At 69.8% G+C, this 15,859-nt stretch carries 13 protein-coding genes; 5 read left to right on the top strand and 8 right to left on the bottom strand.

From position 1 onward, the window contains the following. Positions 1 to 56: 56 nt before the first annotated feature. Positions 57 to 3,356, top strand: coding sequence for a serine/threonine-protein kinase (locus OHB21_RS00755; protein WP_195125673.1), 3,300 nt, complete (start codon positions 57 to 59; stop codon positions 3,354 to 3,356). 41 nt (positions 3,357 to 3,397) lie between these two features. Here the strand turns inward: OHB21_RS00755 and OHB21_RS00760 are convergent, their stop codons facing one another. The 3 genes from OHB21_RS00760 to OHB21_RS00770 form a co-directional block, all read right to left on the bottom strand. Next, positions 3,398 to 4,369 (bottom strand): AurF N-oxygenase family protein, encoded by a 972-nt coding sequence (locus tag OHB21_RS00760; RefSeq protein WP_067508606.1) that lies wholly within the window; start codon positions 4,367 to 4,369, stop codon positions 3,398 to 3,400. Positions 4,370 to 4,464: 95 nt separating this feature from the next. Then, a complete protein-coding gene (locus OHB21_RS00765; protein ID WP_067508608.1) occupies positions 4,465 to 4,818 on the bottom strand; it encodes a nitroreductase/quinone reductase family protein in 354 nt (117 codons plus the stop codon). A gap of 111 nt (positions 4,819 to 4,929) precedes the next feature. Further along, complete coding sequence (locus tag OHB21_RS00770; RefSeq protein WP_067508777.1) at positions 4,930 to 5,502, bottom strand: TetR/AcrR family transcriptional regulator; 573 nt, start codon at positions 5,500 to 5,502, stop codon at positions 4,930 to 4,932. Positions 5,503 to 5,575: 73 nt separating this feature from the next. Between OHB21_RS00770 and OHB21_RS00775 the strand changes: the two genes are divergently transcribed. Together OHB21_RS00775 and OHB21_RS00780 are read left to right on the top strand one after the other, a co-directional pair. Continuing rightward, positions 5,576 to 6,175 (top strand): flavodoxin family protein, encoded by a 600-nt coding sequence (locus tag OHB21_RS00775; protein WP_067508779.1) that lies wholly within the window; start codon positions 5,576 to 5,578, stop codon positions 6,173 to 6,175. Next, positions 6,172 to 7,248 (top strand): NAD(P)H-dependent flavin oxidoreductase, encoded by a 1,077-nt coding sequence (locus tag OHB21_RS00780; protein ID WP_067508610.1) that lies wholly within the window; start codon positions 6,172 to 6,174, stop codon positions 7,246 to 7,248. Before OHB21_RS00775 ends, OHB21_RS00780 begins: the two co-directional genes overlap by 4 nt. A gap of 5 nt (positions 7,249 to 7,253) precedes the next feature. Here OHB21_RS00780 and OHB21_RS00785 read toward each other — a convergent pair whose 3' ends face one another. After that, entirely contained in the window at positions 7,254 to 8,183 is a 930-nt protein-coding gene (locus tag OHB21_RS00785) for an alpha/beta hydrolase (RefSeq protein ID WP_195125672.1), read from the bottom strand. Between the two features lie 319 nt (positions 8,184 to 8,502). Here OHB21_RS00785 and OHB21_RS00790 point away from each other — a divergent pair, with 319 nt between their 5' ends. Together OHB21_RS00790 and OHB21_RS00795 are read left to right on the top strand one after the other, a co-directional pair. Beyond that, on the top strand, positions 8,503 to 9,741 hold the full coding sequence (locus OHB21_RS00790; RefSeq protein WP_195125671.1) for a glutaminase: 1,239 nt from the start codon (positions 8,503 to 8,505) through the stop codon (positions 9,739 to 9,741). 35 nt (positions 9,742 to 9,776) lie between these two features. Continuing rightward, complete coding sequence (locus OHB21_RS00795; protein ID WP_067508616.1) at positions 9,777 to 10,112, top strand: MmcQ/YjbR family DNA-binding protein; 336 nt, start codon at positions 9,777 to 9,779, stop codon at positions 10,110 to 10,112. A gap of 421 nt (positions 10,113 to 10,533) precedes the next feature. On the opposite strand, the gene OHB21_RS00800 is transcribed toward OHB21_RS00795, so the two are convergent. The 4 genes from OHB21_RS00800 to OHB21_RS00815 are packed head-to-tail and all read right to left on the bottom strand — an operon-like array spanning position 10,534 to position 15,852. Further along, entirely contained in the window at positions 10,534 to 11,982 is a 1,449-nt protein-coding gene (locus OHB21_RS00800) for an NCS1 family nucleobase:cation symporter-1 (RefSeq protein ID WP_067508617.1), read from the bottom strand. 23 nt (positions 11,983 to 12,005) lie between these two features. Beyond that, a complete protein-coding gene (locus OHB21_RS00805) occupies positions 12,006 to 13,508 on the bottom strand; it encodes a CoA-acylating methylmalonate-semialdehyde dehydrogenase (RefSeq protein WP_067508618.1) in 1,503 nt (500 codons plus the stop codon). Next, the gene (locus OHB21_RS00810; RefSeq protein ID WP_067508620.1) at positions 13,505 to 14,830 is read right to left on the bottom strand and encodes an aspartate aminotransferase family protein; all 1,326 of its coding nucleotides are present in this window, start codon (positions 14,828 to 14,830) and stop codon (positions 13,505 to 13,507) included. The genes OHB21_RS00805 and OHB21_RS00810 overlap by 4 nt, the downstream gene beginning before the upstream one ends. Beyond that, a complete protein-coding gene (locus OHB21_RS00815; protein ID WP_067508622.1) occupies positions 14,827 to 15,852 on the bottom strand; it encodes a TIGR03842 family LLM class F420-dependent oxidoreductase in 1,026 nt (341 codons plus the stop codon). Before OHB21_RS00815 ends, OHB21_RS00810 begins: the two co-directional genes overlap by 4 nt. Between the last annotated feature and the right edge of the window lie 7 nt (positions 15,853 to 15,859).

Consider the following 15,859-nt stretch of genomic DNA (forward strand, 5'->3'; position numbering starts at 1 on the left):
CTCGCAGAAAGGGCCGGTTCCGGCCGGCCGCGAGCACGCCCGAATCGAGGCCCGCGATGGCCGATATGCCGCCGACGCAGCGCAGAGCCGCCGCCTCGGGGATCCTCGCGGAGCTGGGCGCCGAAGGTTTCGAGGACGCGCGGGAGATCGGGCGCGGCGGATTCGGCGTCGTGTACCGATGCAGCCAGCCCGACCTGGACCGAGTCGTCGCGGTGAAGGTCCTCACCGGCGATCTCGACCCCGATGTGCTCGGCCGCTTCGTCCGGGAACAGCAGGCCATGGGCCGCTTGTCCGGGCACCCGCACATCGTCGCGGTCTTCCAGGTCGGCACCACGCGCGGCGGGCATTCCTATCTGGTCATGCCGTATCACGCGCGCGGCTCGCTGGAACAGCGCATCCGCGCGGCGGGCCCGCTGGACTGGTCGGCCACCCTGCGGCTGGGCGTCAAGATGTCGGGCGCGCTGGCCACCGCGCACGGGGCCGGGATCCTGCACCGCGACGTGAAACCCGCCAATATCCTGATCACCGACTACGGCGAACCGGAACTCACCGACTTCGGCATCGCCCGCACCCCGGGCGGCTTCCGGACCACCACCGGAATCGTCACCGGCACACCGGCTTTCACTGCCCCCGAAGTGCTGCGCGGCGCGGCGCCGACCGAGGCCTCGGATCTGTACGGCTTGGGCGCCACGCTGTTCTGCGCGCTCACCGGCCACGTCGCCTACGAGCGGCGCGCGGGCGAGCAGGTGCTGACGCAGTTCCTGCGGGTGAGCGCGCAGCCGGTCACCGATCTGGCCGAGCGCGGCGTGCCCGACGAGGTCCGCACCGTCATCGAGCACGCCATGGCCACCGAGCCCACCGACCGTCCGGAGAGCGCGGCCGCGCTGGGCGAGGAGATCCGAGAAGCGCAGCGCCACACCGGTTCACCCGTCGACGCGCTGTTGCTGCCCTCGGCCACTCCCGCCCCGCCGATCCGCGAAACAGCCACGGCCCCACCCACTCCCGCGACCAAGTACCGGCCGCCCACGCCGGCGCGCAGCCCGCTCGCCCGGAAACGGCTGCTGGATCTGCTGCGGGCCGGGGAACGCACCCGCCTCATCTCGATCCACGCGCCGAGCGGATTCGGCAAGACCACCCTGGCCGCACAGTGGCACGACGAGCTCCGCGACACCGGCGCCGCGGCGGCGTGGCTGACGGTGGACGAGGACGACAACAACCTCGCGTGGTTCCTCGCCCACCTGGTGGCCGCGCTGCGCCCGGCCGTCCCGCACCTGGCCGACGAGCTGGACCGCGTGCTGGACACCACCGCCGAGGACCCCGCCCGCGCCGTGCTGACGGCGCTGATCGACGGCCTGCACGGCGGCGACGAGCGGGTCACGGTGTTCTTGGACGACTGGCAGCGGGTCACTGCGCCCACCACGGTGGCGGCCGTCCGGTACCTGCTCGACCACGGGTGCCACCACCTGCCGATCGTGGTGACGAGCACCGCACGGCCCGAACTTCCGTTGAGCCGGTTGCGCATTCACGGCGAACTCGTCGAGATCGGCGCGGCGGCACTGCGTTTCGACACCGACGAGGTGCGGGCGTTCCTCGCGGAGGCGGGCGGCGTGCGGCTCTCGCGCGAGGAGGCCATGTCGCTGGCCCACCGCACCGACGGCTGGGTCGCGGCGCTGCAACTCGCTGTGCTCTCGCTGCGGGCCGGCGAGGTGCCCGCGCACCTGATCGACCGGCTCACCGAACATCCCGATATCGGGGAGTTCCTCGCCGAGAACGTGCTGGCCGCCATGGCACCCGAGACGCTCGACTTCCTGATGTCCACGTCCCTGTGCGAGCGGGTGTGCGGCGACCTCGCGGCCGAACTCACCGGCCGCGCCGACGCCGAGGAACTGCTGGCCGATATCTGCGACCGCGGCATGTTCCTCCAGCGGGCGGGCACCGATCGGGCATGGTTCCGCTACCACCAGCTCTTCGCCGGGTACCTGCGGCAACGCCTGGCCCACGACCGGCCCGGCGAGCTGCCCGCGCTGCACCTGCGGGCGGCCGACTGGTTCGCGCGCCACCACCTGCTCAACGACGCCGTCGAGCACGCGCTCGCCGCCAACGACCCCGAGCGGGCTGCCGATCTCGTGGAGGCCGACGGCGCCCACCTGCTGGAGCATTCCAAAATCGCGCTGCTCCAAGGGATTCTGGCCAAGTTGCCCGCGCACGCGATCCGCGCCAAGCCCGAGGTGCATCTGCTCACCGCGTGGGTGAACATCGTGCTGCGCCGCCCGGCGGCGACCGCGGTGGCACTGGAGGGTTTCGAGACCGCGCTCGCCGAAGCCGCCCTGGGCGGACCCGAAGTCGCGGACCTGCGCGCCGAAGCCGATGTGGCCAAGGCGGTCGCCGAGCTGTTCGCCGACCGGGTGGCCGGGGTGGATCGGCTGCTCGCCGACGCGCTGGCCCGCCCCGAGGCGTTCTCACCGCGGGTATCGGGCGTCGCGGCGAACGTCGCCGCGTTCACCGCGATCTACCGCTTCGACTTCGACGCCGCCCGCCGGGCCCAGCAGTGGGCGGCCGGATACCACGAGGAGAGCGGGCCGTTCGCGTCCGTCTACGGGCGGTGCTTCGCCGGGATGGCGGCCCTGCGCCAGCTGGACCTGCCCGCCGCCGAGGAACTGTTCCGCGAGGCGCTCGACACCGCGCGCGCCACGATGGGCCGCACCTCGCACGCCGCCCGGCTGGCCTGCGCCGCCTTCGGCGAATTGCGTTACGAGACCGGCGATCTGGACTCCGCCCACGCCCTGCTGGAGGAGAGCAGGGATTCGGTCACCGAGGGTGGTGGCGGCGTGGACTTCATGATCGCCACCTACGCGGTCGGCGCGCGGGTGCGCGCACTGCGCGGTGATCGCGACGGCGCGCGAGAGCTGTTGAACGAGGGGGCTTCCCACGCCGAACGCCTCGCCCTGCCCCGGCTGGCGGCGCGCGTGCGCAACGAGTGGGTCCGCCTCGGATTCGACCTCGACCCCGGCGTGGCCGAGGAAATGCTCCGGCCGCGCAACCCGCACCACGACGACGGAATCACCACCGTCACCGCCGAATCCGACGAGGACTCCGCCATCCGCCTGCTGCTGGCCGACTCCGACCCGGCCCGGCACGAGGAGGCCGTCGCCCGGGCGCGCGCCCTCCTGGAAGCCATCGACGCCGACCGCCGACCGCTCGCCGGTTTGCGCGCGCAGTTCCTCCTCGGCGTCGCACTACGGCGCGCGGGTCACGCCGGCGAGGCCGAACGCATCCTCACACCCGCGACCGAACGCTGCACCCGCCTCGGACTCTCCCGGCTCCCGCTCGACGCGGCGGCAGGGACCGGGGACTGATCCGCCATGTTCCTGCGCCGGACCCGGCGCGCCGCGACCGCTCAGGCCAGGGTGCGGTCGGGTTCGCTGCGGTAGCGGGAGACGGGGCCGTCGATGCCGAGCAGGCGCCAGGCCGCCTTGGCCACCGGGTTCATCAGTCCGACGTCGGTGCACAGGGCGCGGACGTCGCCGAAGATGCTGCGTTTGGTGGCGCGCGATTGCGGGGCGTTCCAGTAGGCGTCGCGCATCACGTGGGCCGGGATCTCGAACTTCTCGACGAACTCCTTGGGCGGGGTCATGATCATGCCGAGCATCACCCGCATGGCGACCGGAAAGCCCAGGGAGAGCACGAATTTCGGCACCGGGTGCAGGCCGGGGACGTTGCGGCGCAGGTATTCGTGCGCGAACGAGATGTGCCTGGCCTCCTCGGCCACGTGGATCTGCATGACCCGCTGCACCATCGGGTGCATGTCCTCACCGGCCCGCAGGACCGACTTCTGGAGGTGGTCGATGGGCTCCTCGCCGCCGAGCACCATGGTGAAGAACAACGCGGGGAAGTACTTCACCGCGGGCCAGATGATCATCGTGAGCTTGCGGTCGATCGAGCCCATGCCGACGACGTCCTCGCCGATGCGATTGATCATCTCCTGGAACATCATCGTGTGATTGCACTCTTCGGCCGCCTCGTGCGTGACGTACCGGAACTCGGGATCGCCGTTGGGCACCGAGATCAGGTACTGCATGAGGCCGCGGATCAGCAACTGCTCGAAGTCCAGGCCCACCTTGGCGATGCCGGCCTGGCGCCACATCCCCATCGCGATCTGGCGCTCCACCGGCTGCGCCTTGTACCAGGGGTGGCGGCCCAGCGGGTCCTCGTCGGGCATGATCCAGCGCGTATCGGTGGGGTCGACGGCGAAATCCGGTGAGTCCCAGTCGATATCGAGGTAGGGGTCGAAGTGCCTGTGCACCGAGCCCTCGGACAGGTCGCGCAGGATCTCGTGGTACGACGCATCGGTCGAAGCGGTGGACAACATCGGCGGTGTCTCCTTCGGCAGTCGAGCTACCACCAAGGTTAGTGATACGTCGCGTCACATGCAACAGGTTTCATCGAACCGAGACCGGCGCGGGCTCACCCCTCGCCGAGGCGCACCCGCACCGTGACCCGCCCGCGCTCGTCGCGCGTCGCCACGGCGTGACCGGTCTCGTCCACGCCGTTTCGCCGCACCACGATCGGCGCGCCGTCGTCCAGGAAGTTCCGCCACCACTGCTTGCGGTCCGGCATCGCCACACCGATCAGCAGGTCGTCCCCCTTGCGCCAGTAGTTCACCGGCGTGCTGAATGTCTTGCCGGATCGCCGTCCGACATACGACACCGTCGCGAACCCCCGCCCCAGGATCCGCCCGATCACCGGCGCCTCCGTCAATGCCACCACCCCGGCATTGAACCCGCGCACCGCCCGCCGCGCCAATGATTCCGTCGCCATGAGCCCTCCGCTCACTCGAATACGTCCCGGACGGTCTCCACGGTACGCGGCCCGGCCGCAGCGTTCTCGGCGACGAACGGAGGATCACCGATGCCGTTCTCCCCCAACCCCTCACACGCCGAGCAGGCGACGGGTCTGCGACCAGAGATCGTCGAGCGACGCGGGGTCGTTGGTGAGCTTGGCGAACAGCACGGCGCCCTCGAGTTGAGCTAGGACAGCGCGGGCGGTCTCGTCGGGGGCCGGAACCCCGGCCTGGGTGAGGATGGCGGCGACGATCGCGGTCTGCTCATCGAAGACCTCCCGGATGCGCCGTTGCACGCGCGCCTCCTGGGTGCTCAGTTCGAGGCCGAGGTTGGCGAGCAGGCAGCCGCGAACCGTGCCGGTAGCGGCCTTGTCGGCACGCTGGGCGGCGGCCTGACCGTCGAGCAGCACGGCGAGGCGGTTCAGCGCGGGGCCGTCACCCTCGCGCGCCCGGATCCATTCGGGCCGTTGGGTTTCCCAGTGCCGGTCGACCACCGCGATGGTGAGTTCCTCCTTCGACGGGAAGAAGTGATAGAAGCTGCCCTTGCGCACGTCGGCGTGGGCGCAGATCTCGGCGACGCCGATGCCGCTGTAGCCCCGGTCGTGCATCAATGCGCAGGCCGCCGCGAGCAGGCGGTCGGCGGCGTCGCTGGTCCGTCCCATGACGACCACTGTAGACGACCGGTCAATTATCTGTAATAGTTGACCGGTCGTCTCTAACTTGAAGGAGAACACCATGCCGGAGATCACCGTGGCCGTCGCTTATCACAGCGGATTCGGGCACACCGCACGCCAGGCGCACGCCGTCGCGGAGGGAGTGGGCACCGTGGACGGCGCGACGGCCGCGCTGTGCGACGTCGGACGGCTCGGGGACCCGCTGTGGCGGACCTTGGACGAATCCGCCGCGATCGTGTTCGGCACACCCACCTACATGGGCAGCCAATCGGCGGTGTTCCAGGCGTTCGCCGAGGCCAGCGCACCGGTGTGGGCGGCGCAAGGCTGGCGGCACAAGCTCGCGGCCGGGTTCACCAACTCGGCGGGCGTCAACGGCGACAAGCTCAACACGCTGATCTCGTTGTCGCTCTTCGCCGCCCAGCACGGGATGACCTGGGTCAGCCTGGACCTGCCGCCCGGCTGGCTCTATACCGAACACGGCGACGCCGCCTCGCTCAACCGGCTCGGCGGGTTCCTCGGCGCGATGGCGCAGTCACCGTCCGACGTGGACGCCGAGCGCGCTCCCGGCCCCGCCGACCTGGCCACGGCCGCGCATCTCGGGGCGCGGGTGGCGGCGCAGGCGCTGGCGCTCACCCGCGGCCGGGCGGCGGTCGCGCGATGAACCGCTTCACCACACTGCTGGGTATCGACGTGCCGATCGTGCAGGGGCCCTTCGGCGGTGGCCTGTCCTCGGTAGACCTGCTCGCCGCGGTGTCCGAGGGTGGCGGGCTCGGCTCCTTCGGCGCGCACGTGCTGACCGGCACGGAGATCGCCGACGTGGTGGCGCGGGCACGCGCCGCCACCGAGCGGCCCTTCGCGGTGAACCTCTGGGTGCCGCAGCCCGGCGAGCCGACGGGTTTCGCCGACGCCGACCGCGACCGACTGGCTCGCTACTACACCGAACTCGAGGTGGCACCGCCCGATTCGCTGCGCACACCCGACTACGAAGAGCAACTCGCCGCTGTCCTGGCGGCCGCGCCACCGTGCGTCAGCTTCGTGATGGGGATTCCCGACGCCGGGTTCCTGGCGGCCGCGCGCGAGCGGGGCATCGTCACGCTCGGCACCGCCACGACCGTCGAGGAGGCGATCGCGCTGGAGCGGGCGGGCTTCGACGCCGTCGTGGCCTCGGGCAGCGACGCGGGCGGACATCGCGGAGCCTTCCTGCGACCGGTGCACGAGTCACTGGTCGGCACCTTCTCGCTGATCCCGCAGGTCGCCGACGCCGTGCGGGTGCCGGTGGTCGCGGCGGGCGGCATCGCCGACGGCCGTGGCATCGCGGCCGCGTTCGCCCTCGGCGCGGACGCGGTCCAGATCGGCACCGGCTTCCTGGCCACCGACCAGTCCGGCGCCTCGGCCCCCCACCGCCGCGCGCTGCGCTCCCCCGACGCCCGCACGACGGTGCTGACCAGGCTCTTCTCCGGACGCCCCGCCCGCGGCATCCCGAACCGCTTCGTCCGGGAGATGGCGCAGCACGAGGCCACGGTGCCGCCGTACCCCGCGCAGAACGCCCTGATGGGCCCCCTCCGCCGCCGCGCCGCCGCGAACGGCGACGCCGGCCTGCTCAACCTCTGGTCGGGCCAGGCGGCACTGCTGGCGGGTGCGGCCGATGCGGGCGAGTATCTGCGTCAACTCCGGGACCAAACGCGTGCATCAGTCGAAAGGCTCAACCGGGGAGACGATTTCGCTGGATTCTGAACGCGCTACGTACTCCGCGTGACGAAGTCGGCCACGGCGGATTCCAGCTGACTCAGCCCCGGTTCCTCGAGCGGGTAATGGCCCGCGTTGTCGAGCAACACGGTTTCCACGGGCACCTTCCGGATCCTGGCGAGGAACGGTTCGCTCAGGGCGAGCGGGGTCCAGCGGTCGGCCGCGGGCTGGGTCAGCAGGATCGGGCAGGCGTCGAAGTCCTCGGGTTCGACGGCGCGCGCGTAGGTGGCATAGCTCGCCAGGAAGGCGACCGGCAGCCAGTTCCCCGCCGACGTGCGGTCGCGCGTCATGACGCGCAGCGCGGCCGGATCGTTCACCAGCGCCGACATCTTCGCCGCCAGCGTCATCGGATACCGCATACCCCGCAGCGGGGTGCGCGCCAGCATGCCCATGGCCGGGATGCCGACGCGGGCGGAGAACAGGTCGTGGGAGGTGGCGTCGCGGACCCGGCGGTCGCGCTGCTCGAGGAACGTCATGCCGACGAGGCCGCCCAGCGTGCCGCTCGGGGCCGCGGCCGCCGCGTGATAACCCACCATCCCGCCCGCGCTCAGGCCGAAGAACACCATCGGCCGGTCGTCGCGGGCGCGCTCGTGGGCGAGGAAATCGACCACCAGGTGTATCCAGTCGTCATAGGTGGGGATCGTGCCCGGCGCGAGCACCGTGAGCCCGTACCAGAGGTTGTCCAGCGCGACGGTCTCGAAACCGCGCCGAGCCAGCGGCGCGCCGAGAATCAGAGTGAGCTGCCTGCCATTCGTGCCGACCCCGTGGTGCAGAACGACTTTCGCTGGCGCGGACGGATTCGGATAACGATCCAGGTGCACACTATGGCCGCGCCACCCCCAGAACTCCTCCCCCGGCGCGGTGTTGTCGTCGAGGCGCAGACGTTCCGGGAGGAACTGTTGCAGTTCCCGCCACTGCGGCATGTCCCGGTAGTACCGCACTGCTGTTCCGCCTCTCTGTCCGCCTCTCCGCGTTTCAGGCCGGTCGCTAGGTGCAGGGAGGCTCTGGAGCCGGGCTGCCGGTGAGGTGATGTCGAGTTCGTCCGTACCCCTGGAGTTACCCATGTTCTTACGTGATCAGTTGGCGACTGATGGGCCCGCACCGCTTGTTACCCGCACTGAGCAGGCACACTGCGGGTAACCCAGTCTACTGCGCACGGCTATCTCTCGGCACACGCTTGGTCTTCGCGCACGCTGTGTACCGTGGACCGGGCGACTGCTCCCGTTCGGATCGGAGGACCGAGTGCGATCACCGGTAGGCGACTACCTGCAAGAAGTGCTCGACGCCCTGGCCGATGAGCGGTCCGGTGCCGTGGCCGACTACATCCCCGATCTGGCGAACGCCGATCCCGACGTGTTCGGGGCCGCGGTCACCACCGTCGCGGGCCGCACCTACGCAGCGGGCGACGACGAGGTCGAGTTCTCCATCCAGTCCATCTCCAAACCGTTCGCCTACGCTGCCGCGCTGCTGGACCGCGGCAAGGAGACGGTGCTCGCCGCGGTCGGCGTCGAACCGTCCGGTGAGGCGTTCAACGAGCTTTCGCTGGAAACCGGGTCGCGCCGGCCGAAGAATCCGATGATCAACGTCGGCGCCATCGCCACCCATGATCTGCTGGTGGGGCCGGGGGCGAGCGTGGCCGACAAGGTGGAGCGGGCGCGAGAGTTCTTCTCCGCGTTGGCCGGTCGCGAACTGGGCATCGACGAGTCGGTGTTCGCCTCCGAACTCGCCACCGCCGACCGCAATCTCTCCATCGCCCACATGCTGCGCAATTACGGTGTGCTGCAAGACGATCCGCACGAGGTGGTGGAAGGGTACACGCGCCAGTGCTCGATCACCGTCACCGTGCGCGATCTGGCGGTCATGGGCGCGACGCTGGCCAACGGCGGCGTGCAGCCGCGGACGGGTGAGCGCCTGATGCCGCCCGAGGTGGCCAGGCAGACGCTCACCGTGATGGCCGCCGCCGGGATGTACGACGGGGTGGGCGAGTGGTTCGCCACGGTCGGCATCCCTGCGAAAAGTGGTGTGGCGGGCGGACTTCTGGGCGCGCTGCCCGGACAGTGCGGTATCGCCGTGGTGTCGCCGCGCCTGGACGCGCACGGCAACAGTGTGCGCGGTATCAAGGTGTTCCAGCGGCTGTCGGCGGATATGGGGATGCACCTGATGGATTCGGTGCCGTACGGCTCGACCGTGCTGCGCGGTGTGCACACCTCCGGCGGGGAAACGGTGTTCGAACTGCAAGGCGTCATCCAGTTCAGCGGTGGTGAGGCGGTGTTGCACGGTCTGGAATCCGATACCTCCGGCACGGCCGTGGTGCTGGACCTGTCCCGCGTGGACCGGATGAACGACGTGGGCCGCCGAATGCTGCTGGAGGGACTGCGCCGGATGCGCCTCGACGGCCGCGCGGTCGCGCTGATCGACCCCGACCGGGTGCTGCCCGACTCCGACCTCGGCGACGGCACGCTGCCCGAGATCCGCGGCTGACCCACCTGTCGGCGGGTCCTGGAAAGATGCGTGGCATGAGTACCACGGGGGACGATGTCCGCAGCTACGCCCTGTCGCTGCCGGAGACCGTCGAGCAGTTCGCCTGGGATATGCCCATCTTCCGCGTCGCCGGAAAGCTGTTCCTCACCCTGCCCGAGGCCGAGACATCGATGGCGGTCCGCTGCCCGATCCTCGACCGTGACGAACTCGTCGCCGCCGAGCCGCACAAGTTCTGGATCGCGGCGCACGAGGCGAACAACGCGTGGGTGCGCGTGCGGCTCGCCGCGCTGGACGATCGCGAGGAGCTCGAGGCGATCATCCTGGATTCGTGGACCCTGGCCGCGCCCCGCCACCTGCTCGACCAACCCTGAGCGCGGCCCGCACCGCGCTACCGGTTCACCACTCGATCGCGGCGATTCGCAAACGGCGACCGATCCGAGCGGCGCGAACCACCTCGCGCCTGGCGACCACTTGTATGGATCCGGCGAGTTCCCCACGCGGCGTCCGCGCGGGGATAACCTCGATGGCATGAACGGCTGGAGGGTGCGCGGCCGGAGCCTGCGGCCGGATCGTGTGGTCTTCGACGCGCCGTTCGGAAAGAACGCCCCGCGCGGGCCTCCAATTCTCCAGATAACCACCGTTCATCGGGGGCGGGCGTGGGTCGCCGACCTCGCCCACGCCAGCCGCGTCTGCCGCGAGGTGACCGGCGCCGGAAGGCGCCTGGTACCTGGGTGAGAAGTCAGATCTCCCGACATAGAAATGCGGCGGCCCGGGTGGGCCGCCGCACTGGGGTCAGGGGGTCGATACAGGGCGTTTGACGTTGAGTCCGTACATGATTGCCGCGCCGAGGGCGGCGCCGACGGGCCAGGAGAGGGCGGTGATGGTCTGGGAGTCGGGGGCCAGGGCCACGATGACGGCGATCGTGCCCGAGATGCCCAGGGCGATCAGGGCTTTCGGGTTGAAGCCGCGGGTGTACCAGTAGCTGCCTTCGGGGTGGTCGGAGTAGAGGTCGCCGACGGCGGTGCGCTGGCGGCGGACCAGGTAGTAGTCCACGACGAGGATGCCGAAGACGGGGCCCATGAGGGCGCCGACGCCGCCGAGGAAGTAGATGATGAAATCCTGGTTCTCCCAGAGCTTCCAGGGCAGCACCACGATGGACAGCACGGCGGTGATGATGCCGCCGGTGCGGAACGAGATGTATTTCGGTGCGGCATTGGAGATGTCGTAGGCGGGCGAGACGAAGTTCAGCACCACGTTGATGCCCACGGTCGCCGTCGCGAAGAGCACGGCGGCGATCATGACGATCGCATCGTTGTCGATCTCGGCCACCAGCGCGACCGGATCGTGCAGCACCTCCCCGTACACCTTCAGCGTGGCCAGCGAGATGACGATGGACAGCACCACGAAAGCCGTTTCGTTGAACGGGATTCCCCATGCGTTACCGCGCAGCACGGCCTTCTTGCTGGGCGAGAACCGTGCGAAGTCGGCGTAGTTCACCAGCGGCCCCGCCATGAACGACACCATCAGGAACGCGACGCCCACGAACGCCGCCACGGTCGCCCCGCCCGAGAGCGGTTCACCGGCCCGCGCGTTGAAATCGATGCTCCAGTCGGCCTTTCCGAGAATCCAGATGGCCAGCGCGATCATGCCGATCCATACCACCGGCCCCGCGAAGTCGGACGCCTTGCGCACCACTTCCATGCCGTAGTTGATGATCGCCAACTGCACCGTCCACAGCACCAGGAACGCGATCCACCCCAGCGCGGACAACCCCAGGAAGCTGGATTCCGTCCACGACGCCAGCCCCGGCCACACGCGCAACAGCAGAATCATGAGCGCCGTCGAGGCGAGATAGGTCTGGATGCCGTACCAGAACACCGCCACCACGGCGCGCAACAACGCCGGAACGTTGGCGCCGAACACCCCGAAGGCGGCGCGGGCGAAGACGGGGAACGGCACCCCGACCTTCTGCCCCGCGACGCCCACGAGGTTGCTGCCCAGCCACAGGATGAGCACGCCGACGAAGAGCGCGAGCATCGTCTGCCAGCCCGTCATGCCCAGGGCCAGCATGCCGACGGCGAAGCCGTAGCTGGCGATGCTGTGCGCCGAGGTCATCCAGAGACAGAAGATGTCCCAGGTACGCCAGGTCGCGGTCTCCTTGGTTGTCGGTGCCAAGTCGTCGTTGACCAGCGTGGAACTGCCCGGCGCGCCGCCCGGCGGCCGTACCCGAGTTTCGGTCATCGGATGATCCTTCTTGCCTAGTGCTAACTGTTCCTCGGGAACCCGAGGTCGATGCCGCCATGGCTCGGGTCGAGCCAGCGGGAGGTGATCGCCTTCTCCTGGGTGAAGAAGGCGAAACCGTTGGGGCCGTAAGCTTTCGCGTCACCGAACAGGGACGCCTTCCAGCCGCCGAAACTGTGGTAGGCCACGGGCACCGGGATCGGCACGTTCACGCCGATCATGCCGACGTTCACCTGCCGCTGGAAGCGCCGCGCCGCGCCCCCGTCGTTGGTGAAGATCGCGGTGCCGTTGCCGTAGGGCGAGGCGTTGATGAGATCGACCGCGTGCTCGAACCCTTCGACCCGCACCACGGAGAGCACGGGCCCGAAGATCTCGTCGCGATACACCGCCGAGGTCACCGGAACCCGGTCGATCAAAGTGGGGCCGAGCCAGAAACCGTTGGGATCACCGTCGATCGGCGACTCGCGCCCGTCCACCACCACGCGCGCGCGATCGGCGGCGGCGGTGTCCAGATACCCCGCCACGCGGTCGCGGTGCTCGCGGGTGATCAGCGGGCCCATATCGCAGCCGCGCCGTCCGTCGCCGGTGCGCAGCCCCTGCATCCGCTCGGCCACCCGCGCCACGAAATCGTCGGCGATGGCGTCGACCGCCAGCACCACGCTCACCGCCATGCATCGTTCACCGGCCGAACCGAACCCGGCGTTCACCGCCGCGTCGGCCGCCAGATCGAGATCGGCGTCGGGCAGCACCAGCATGTGGTTCTTCGCCCCGCCGAGGGCCTGCACGCGTTTGCCGTGCGCGCTCGCCGTCCGGTAGACGTAGTCCGCGATCGGCGTGGAGCCGACGAACGAGATGGCCGCCACGTCGGGGTGGGTGAGCAGCGCGTCCACGGCCTCCTTGTCGCCGTGCACCACGTTGAGCACGCCGACGGGCAGGCCGGCGTCGGCGGCCAGTTCGGCGAGCCAGTTCGCCGCGGAAGGGTCCTTCTCACTCGGCTTGAGCACCACCGTGTTTCCCGCCGCGATGGCGATCGGGAAGAACCACAGCGGCACCATGGCCGGGAAGTTGAACGGGCTGATGATGCCCACCACGCCGACCGGTTCGCGCACCGAGTACACGTCGACGCCGGTGGAGGCGTTCTGGCTGAACTCGCCCTTGAGCAGATGCGGCATGGACAAAGCGAATTCGACGACTTCGAGTCCGCGCGCGATCTCGCCCGCCGCGTCGGAGAGGACCTTGCCGTGTTCGGCGGTGAGAATGGCGGCCAGCGCGTCCTTGCGGGCGTTGAGCAGTTCGCGGAAGTTCAGCAGGAACCGGTGCCGCGTGGCGATGGAGGACTCGCGCCAGGCGGGCAACGCGGCGGCCGCGGCGGCGACGGCCGCGCCCACGTCGCTCGCCGTGGCCATCCGCACGCTGCGCTGCGGCACGCCCAGCGCCGGATCGTAAACCGGTGCGGTGCGGGTGGATTCGCCCGTCCAGGGCTTTCCGTCGACCCAGTGGTCGAGCACGTCGGCGGGATTCGTCATCGGATCTCCTCGGGCAGAGCGGTGAGTACTTCGCGCAGCGCGGCGGCGGCCTCGTGGACCTCGGCCTCGGTGACCACGCAGGGCGGGGCGAAATGAATTCTGTTGTCGGCCAGGAACGGCAGCACGCCGCGCGCGACCAGGTCGGCCTTGATCCGCGCCATGGCGGCGGCCGAAAGCGGCTGGCGGGTCTCACGATCGGCGACGAGCTCGATCGCCCAGAACACGCCTTCGCCGCGCACTTCGCCGATCAGCGGCACGTCCTCGGCCACCCGCGACAGCGCGGGACCGATCACGGTGCGGCCGATGCGTTCGGCGTTAGCGACGATCCCTTCGTCGGCCATCACGTCGAGCGCGGCGACGATGGAGGCAGCCGCGAGCGGATGCCCGCTGTAGGTGAGGCCGCCGGGGAAGACCCGCTCGTCGAAGGTGCGGGCGATGGGCTCGGAGATCACCACGCCGCCGACGGGCACGTATCCGGAGTTCACGCCCTTGGCGAAGGTGATCAGGTCCGGGATCACGTCGTAGCCGTCGAACGCGAACCACCGTCCGGTGCGGCCGAATCCGCACATCACCTCGTCGAGGATCAACACGATCCCGTAGCGGTCGGCGATCGCGCGCACGCCGGCGAGGTAGCCGGGCGGCGGCACCAGGATGCCCGCCGTGCCGGGCACGCTCTCCAGCAGGATCGCGGCGATAGTGTCGGGACCCTCGCACTGCACCACGCGTTCCAGGTGCCGCAGCGCGCGCTCGCTCTCCTCTTCGGCACTGCTGGACCAGAATTCGCTGCGGTACAGGTACGGGCCGAAGAAGTGCACGTGCCCGCGCGCGTATTCGTTGGGCATACGCCGCCAGTCGCCGGTGGCGACCACCGCGGCGCCCGTATTGCCGTGGTAGGAACGGTAAGTCGAGAGCACCTTGTCGCGCCCGGTGTGCAGGCGGGCCATCCGGATGGCGTTCTCGTTCGCGTCGGCGCCGCCGTTGGTGAAGAACACCTTGTCGAAGCCCTCCGGCGCGAGCGCGGTGATCCGCTGCGCCGCCTCGCCGCGCTGGAGGTTCGCGACGGCCGGGCCGATGGTGGTGAGCCGCGCCGCCTGGTCGGCGATGGCGGCGGTGACCACCGGATGCTGGTGCCCGATATTGACATTCACCATCTGGCTGGCGAAGTCCAGGTACTCGCGGCCCGCGTGGTCCCACACCCGGCAGCCGCGTCCCCCCGCCAGCACCAGCGGGTTCAGCGCGGCCTGCGCGGACCACGAATGGAACACGTGGGCGCGGTCGAGTTCGTAGGCGCGGGCGTCGAGGTCGATCCCCACGGCGGTCATGCCGACACCTTCGTCGCCGTGATGGCTTGCCGCAGTTGCGGAATCACGGTCTCGCCGTAGACGCGCAAGGTCTCCTCCTTGTTGTCGTGCTGCAGATAGCCGGCGAACTGGTCCACGCCGAGATCGGCCAGCGCGCGCAGTTTCGCGATGTGGTCCTCGGGGGTGCCCAGCACGCAGAACCGCTCGACGATGTCGTCGGAGACGAAGTCGGCGTGCGTGTTTCCCGCCCGGCCGTGCTGGTTGTAGTCGTAGCCTTTGCGGCCCTCGATGTAGTCGGTGAGCGCGGCGGGCACCTGTCCGGAGGTGCCGTACCGCTCGACGATGTCGGCGACGTGGTTGCCGACCATGCCGCCGAACCAGCGGCACTGATCGCGCATGTGCTGCCGATCGGTGCCGATGTACATCGGTGCGGCGACGCACATCTTGATCGAATCGGGGTCGCGACCGGCCGCCGCGGCGGCCTTGCGGACGGTGCCGATCATCCACTCCGCGATGTCGAGATCGGCGAGCTGCAGGATGAACCCGTCGGCCACCTCGCCGGTCAGCGCCAGCGCCTTCGGCCCGTAGGCGGCCACCCACACCTCCAGCGCGGAGCCGGTGCTCCACGGGAATTGCAGTGTGCTGCCGCCGTATTCGACCGGGCGCGAGTTGGCCAGCTCGCGGATCACGTGGATGGACTCGCGCAGCGTGGCGAGGGTGGTGGGTTTGCCGCCGCCCACGCGCACCGCCGAATCACCGCGCCCGATGCCGCAGATGGTGCGGTTGCCGTACGCCTCGTTGAGGGTGGCGTAGAGCGAGGCGGTGACGGTCCAGTCGCGGGTCGCCGGATTGGTCACCATGGGCCCCACCGTGATTCGCTTCGTCTCGTGCAAGATCTGGCTGTACAGCACGTACGGCTCCTGCCACAGCAGGTGCGAATCGAAGGTCCACAGGTGGCTGAAACCGTGCGCCTCGGCCAGTTTGGCCAGTTGCACCGTGCGCGCCGCGGGCGGATCGCATTGCAGTACCGCTCCGAATTCCATGGCGTCT

Source organism: Nocardia puris (assembly GCF_036051655.1).
Lineage (GTDB): Bacteria > Actinomycetota > Actinomycetes > Mycobacteriales > Mycobacteriaceae > Nocardia > Nocardia puris.

Coding starts and splice junctions, on each gene's coding strand:
- OHB21_RS00755 (WP_195125673.1), top strand. CDS start 57: ATGGCCGATATGCCGCCGACGCAGCGCAGAGCCGCCGCCTCGGGGATC.
- OHB21_RS00760 (WP_067508606.1), bottom strand. CDS start 4,369: ATGTTGTCCACCGCTTCGACCGATGCGTCGTACCACGAGATCCTGCGC.
- OHB21_RS00765 (WP_067508608.1), bottom strand. CDS start 4,818: ATGGCGACGGAATCATTGGCGCGGCGGGCGGTGCGCGGGTTCAATGCC.
- OHB21_RS00770 (WP_067508777.1), bottom strand. CDS start 5,502: ATGGGACGGACCAGCGACGCCGCCGACCGCCTGCTCGCGGCGGCCTGC.
- OHB21_RS00775 (WP_067508779.1), top strand. CDS start 5,576: ATGCCGGAGATCACCGTGGCCGTCGCTTATCACAGCGGATTCGGGCAC.
- OHB21_RS00780 (WP_067508610.1), top strand. CDS start 6,172: ATGAACCGCTTCACCACACTGCTGGGTATCGACGTGCCGATCGTGCAG.
- OHB21_RS00785 (WP_195125672.1), bottom strand. CDS start 8,183: ATGCCGCAGTGGCGGGAACTGCAACAGTTCCTCCCGGAACGTCTGCGC.
- OHB21_RS00795 (WP_067508616.1), top strand. CDS start 9,777: ATGAGTACCACGGGGGACGATGTCCGCAGCTACGCCCTGTCGCTGCCG.
- OHB21_RS00800 (WP_067508617.1), bottom strand. CDS start 11,982: ATGACCGAAACTCGGGTACGGCCGCCGGGCGGCGCGCCGGGCAGTTCC.
- OHB21_RS00805 (WP_067508618.1), bottom strand. CDS start 13,508: ATGACGAATCCCGCCGACGTGCTCGACCACTGGGTCGACGGAAAGCCC.
- OHB21_RS00810 (WP_067508620.1), bottom strand. CDS start 14,830: ATGACCGCCGTGGGGATCGACCTCGACGCCCGCGCCTACGAACTCGAC.
- OHB21_RS00815 (WP_067508622.1), bottom strand. CDS start 15,852: ATGGAATTCGGAGCGGTACTGCAATGCGATCCGCCCGCGGCGCGCACG.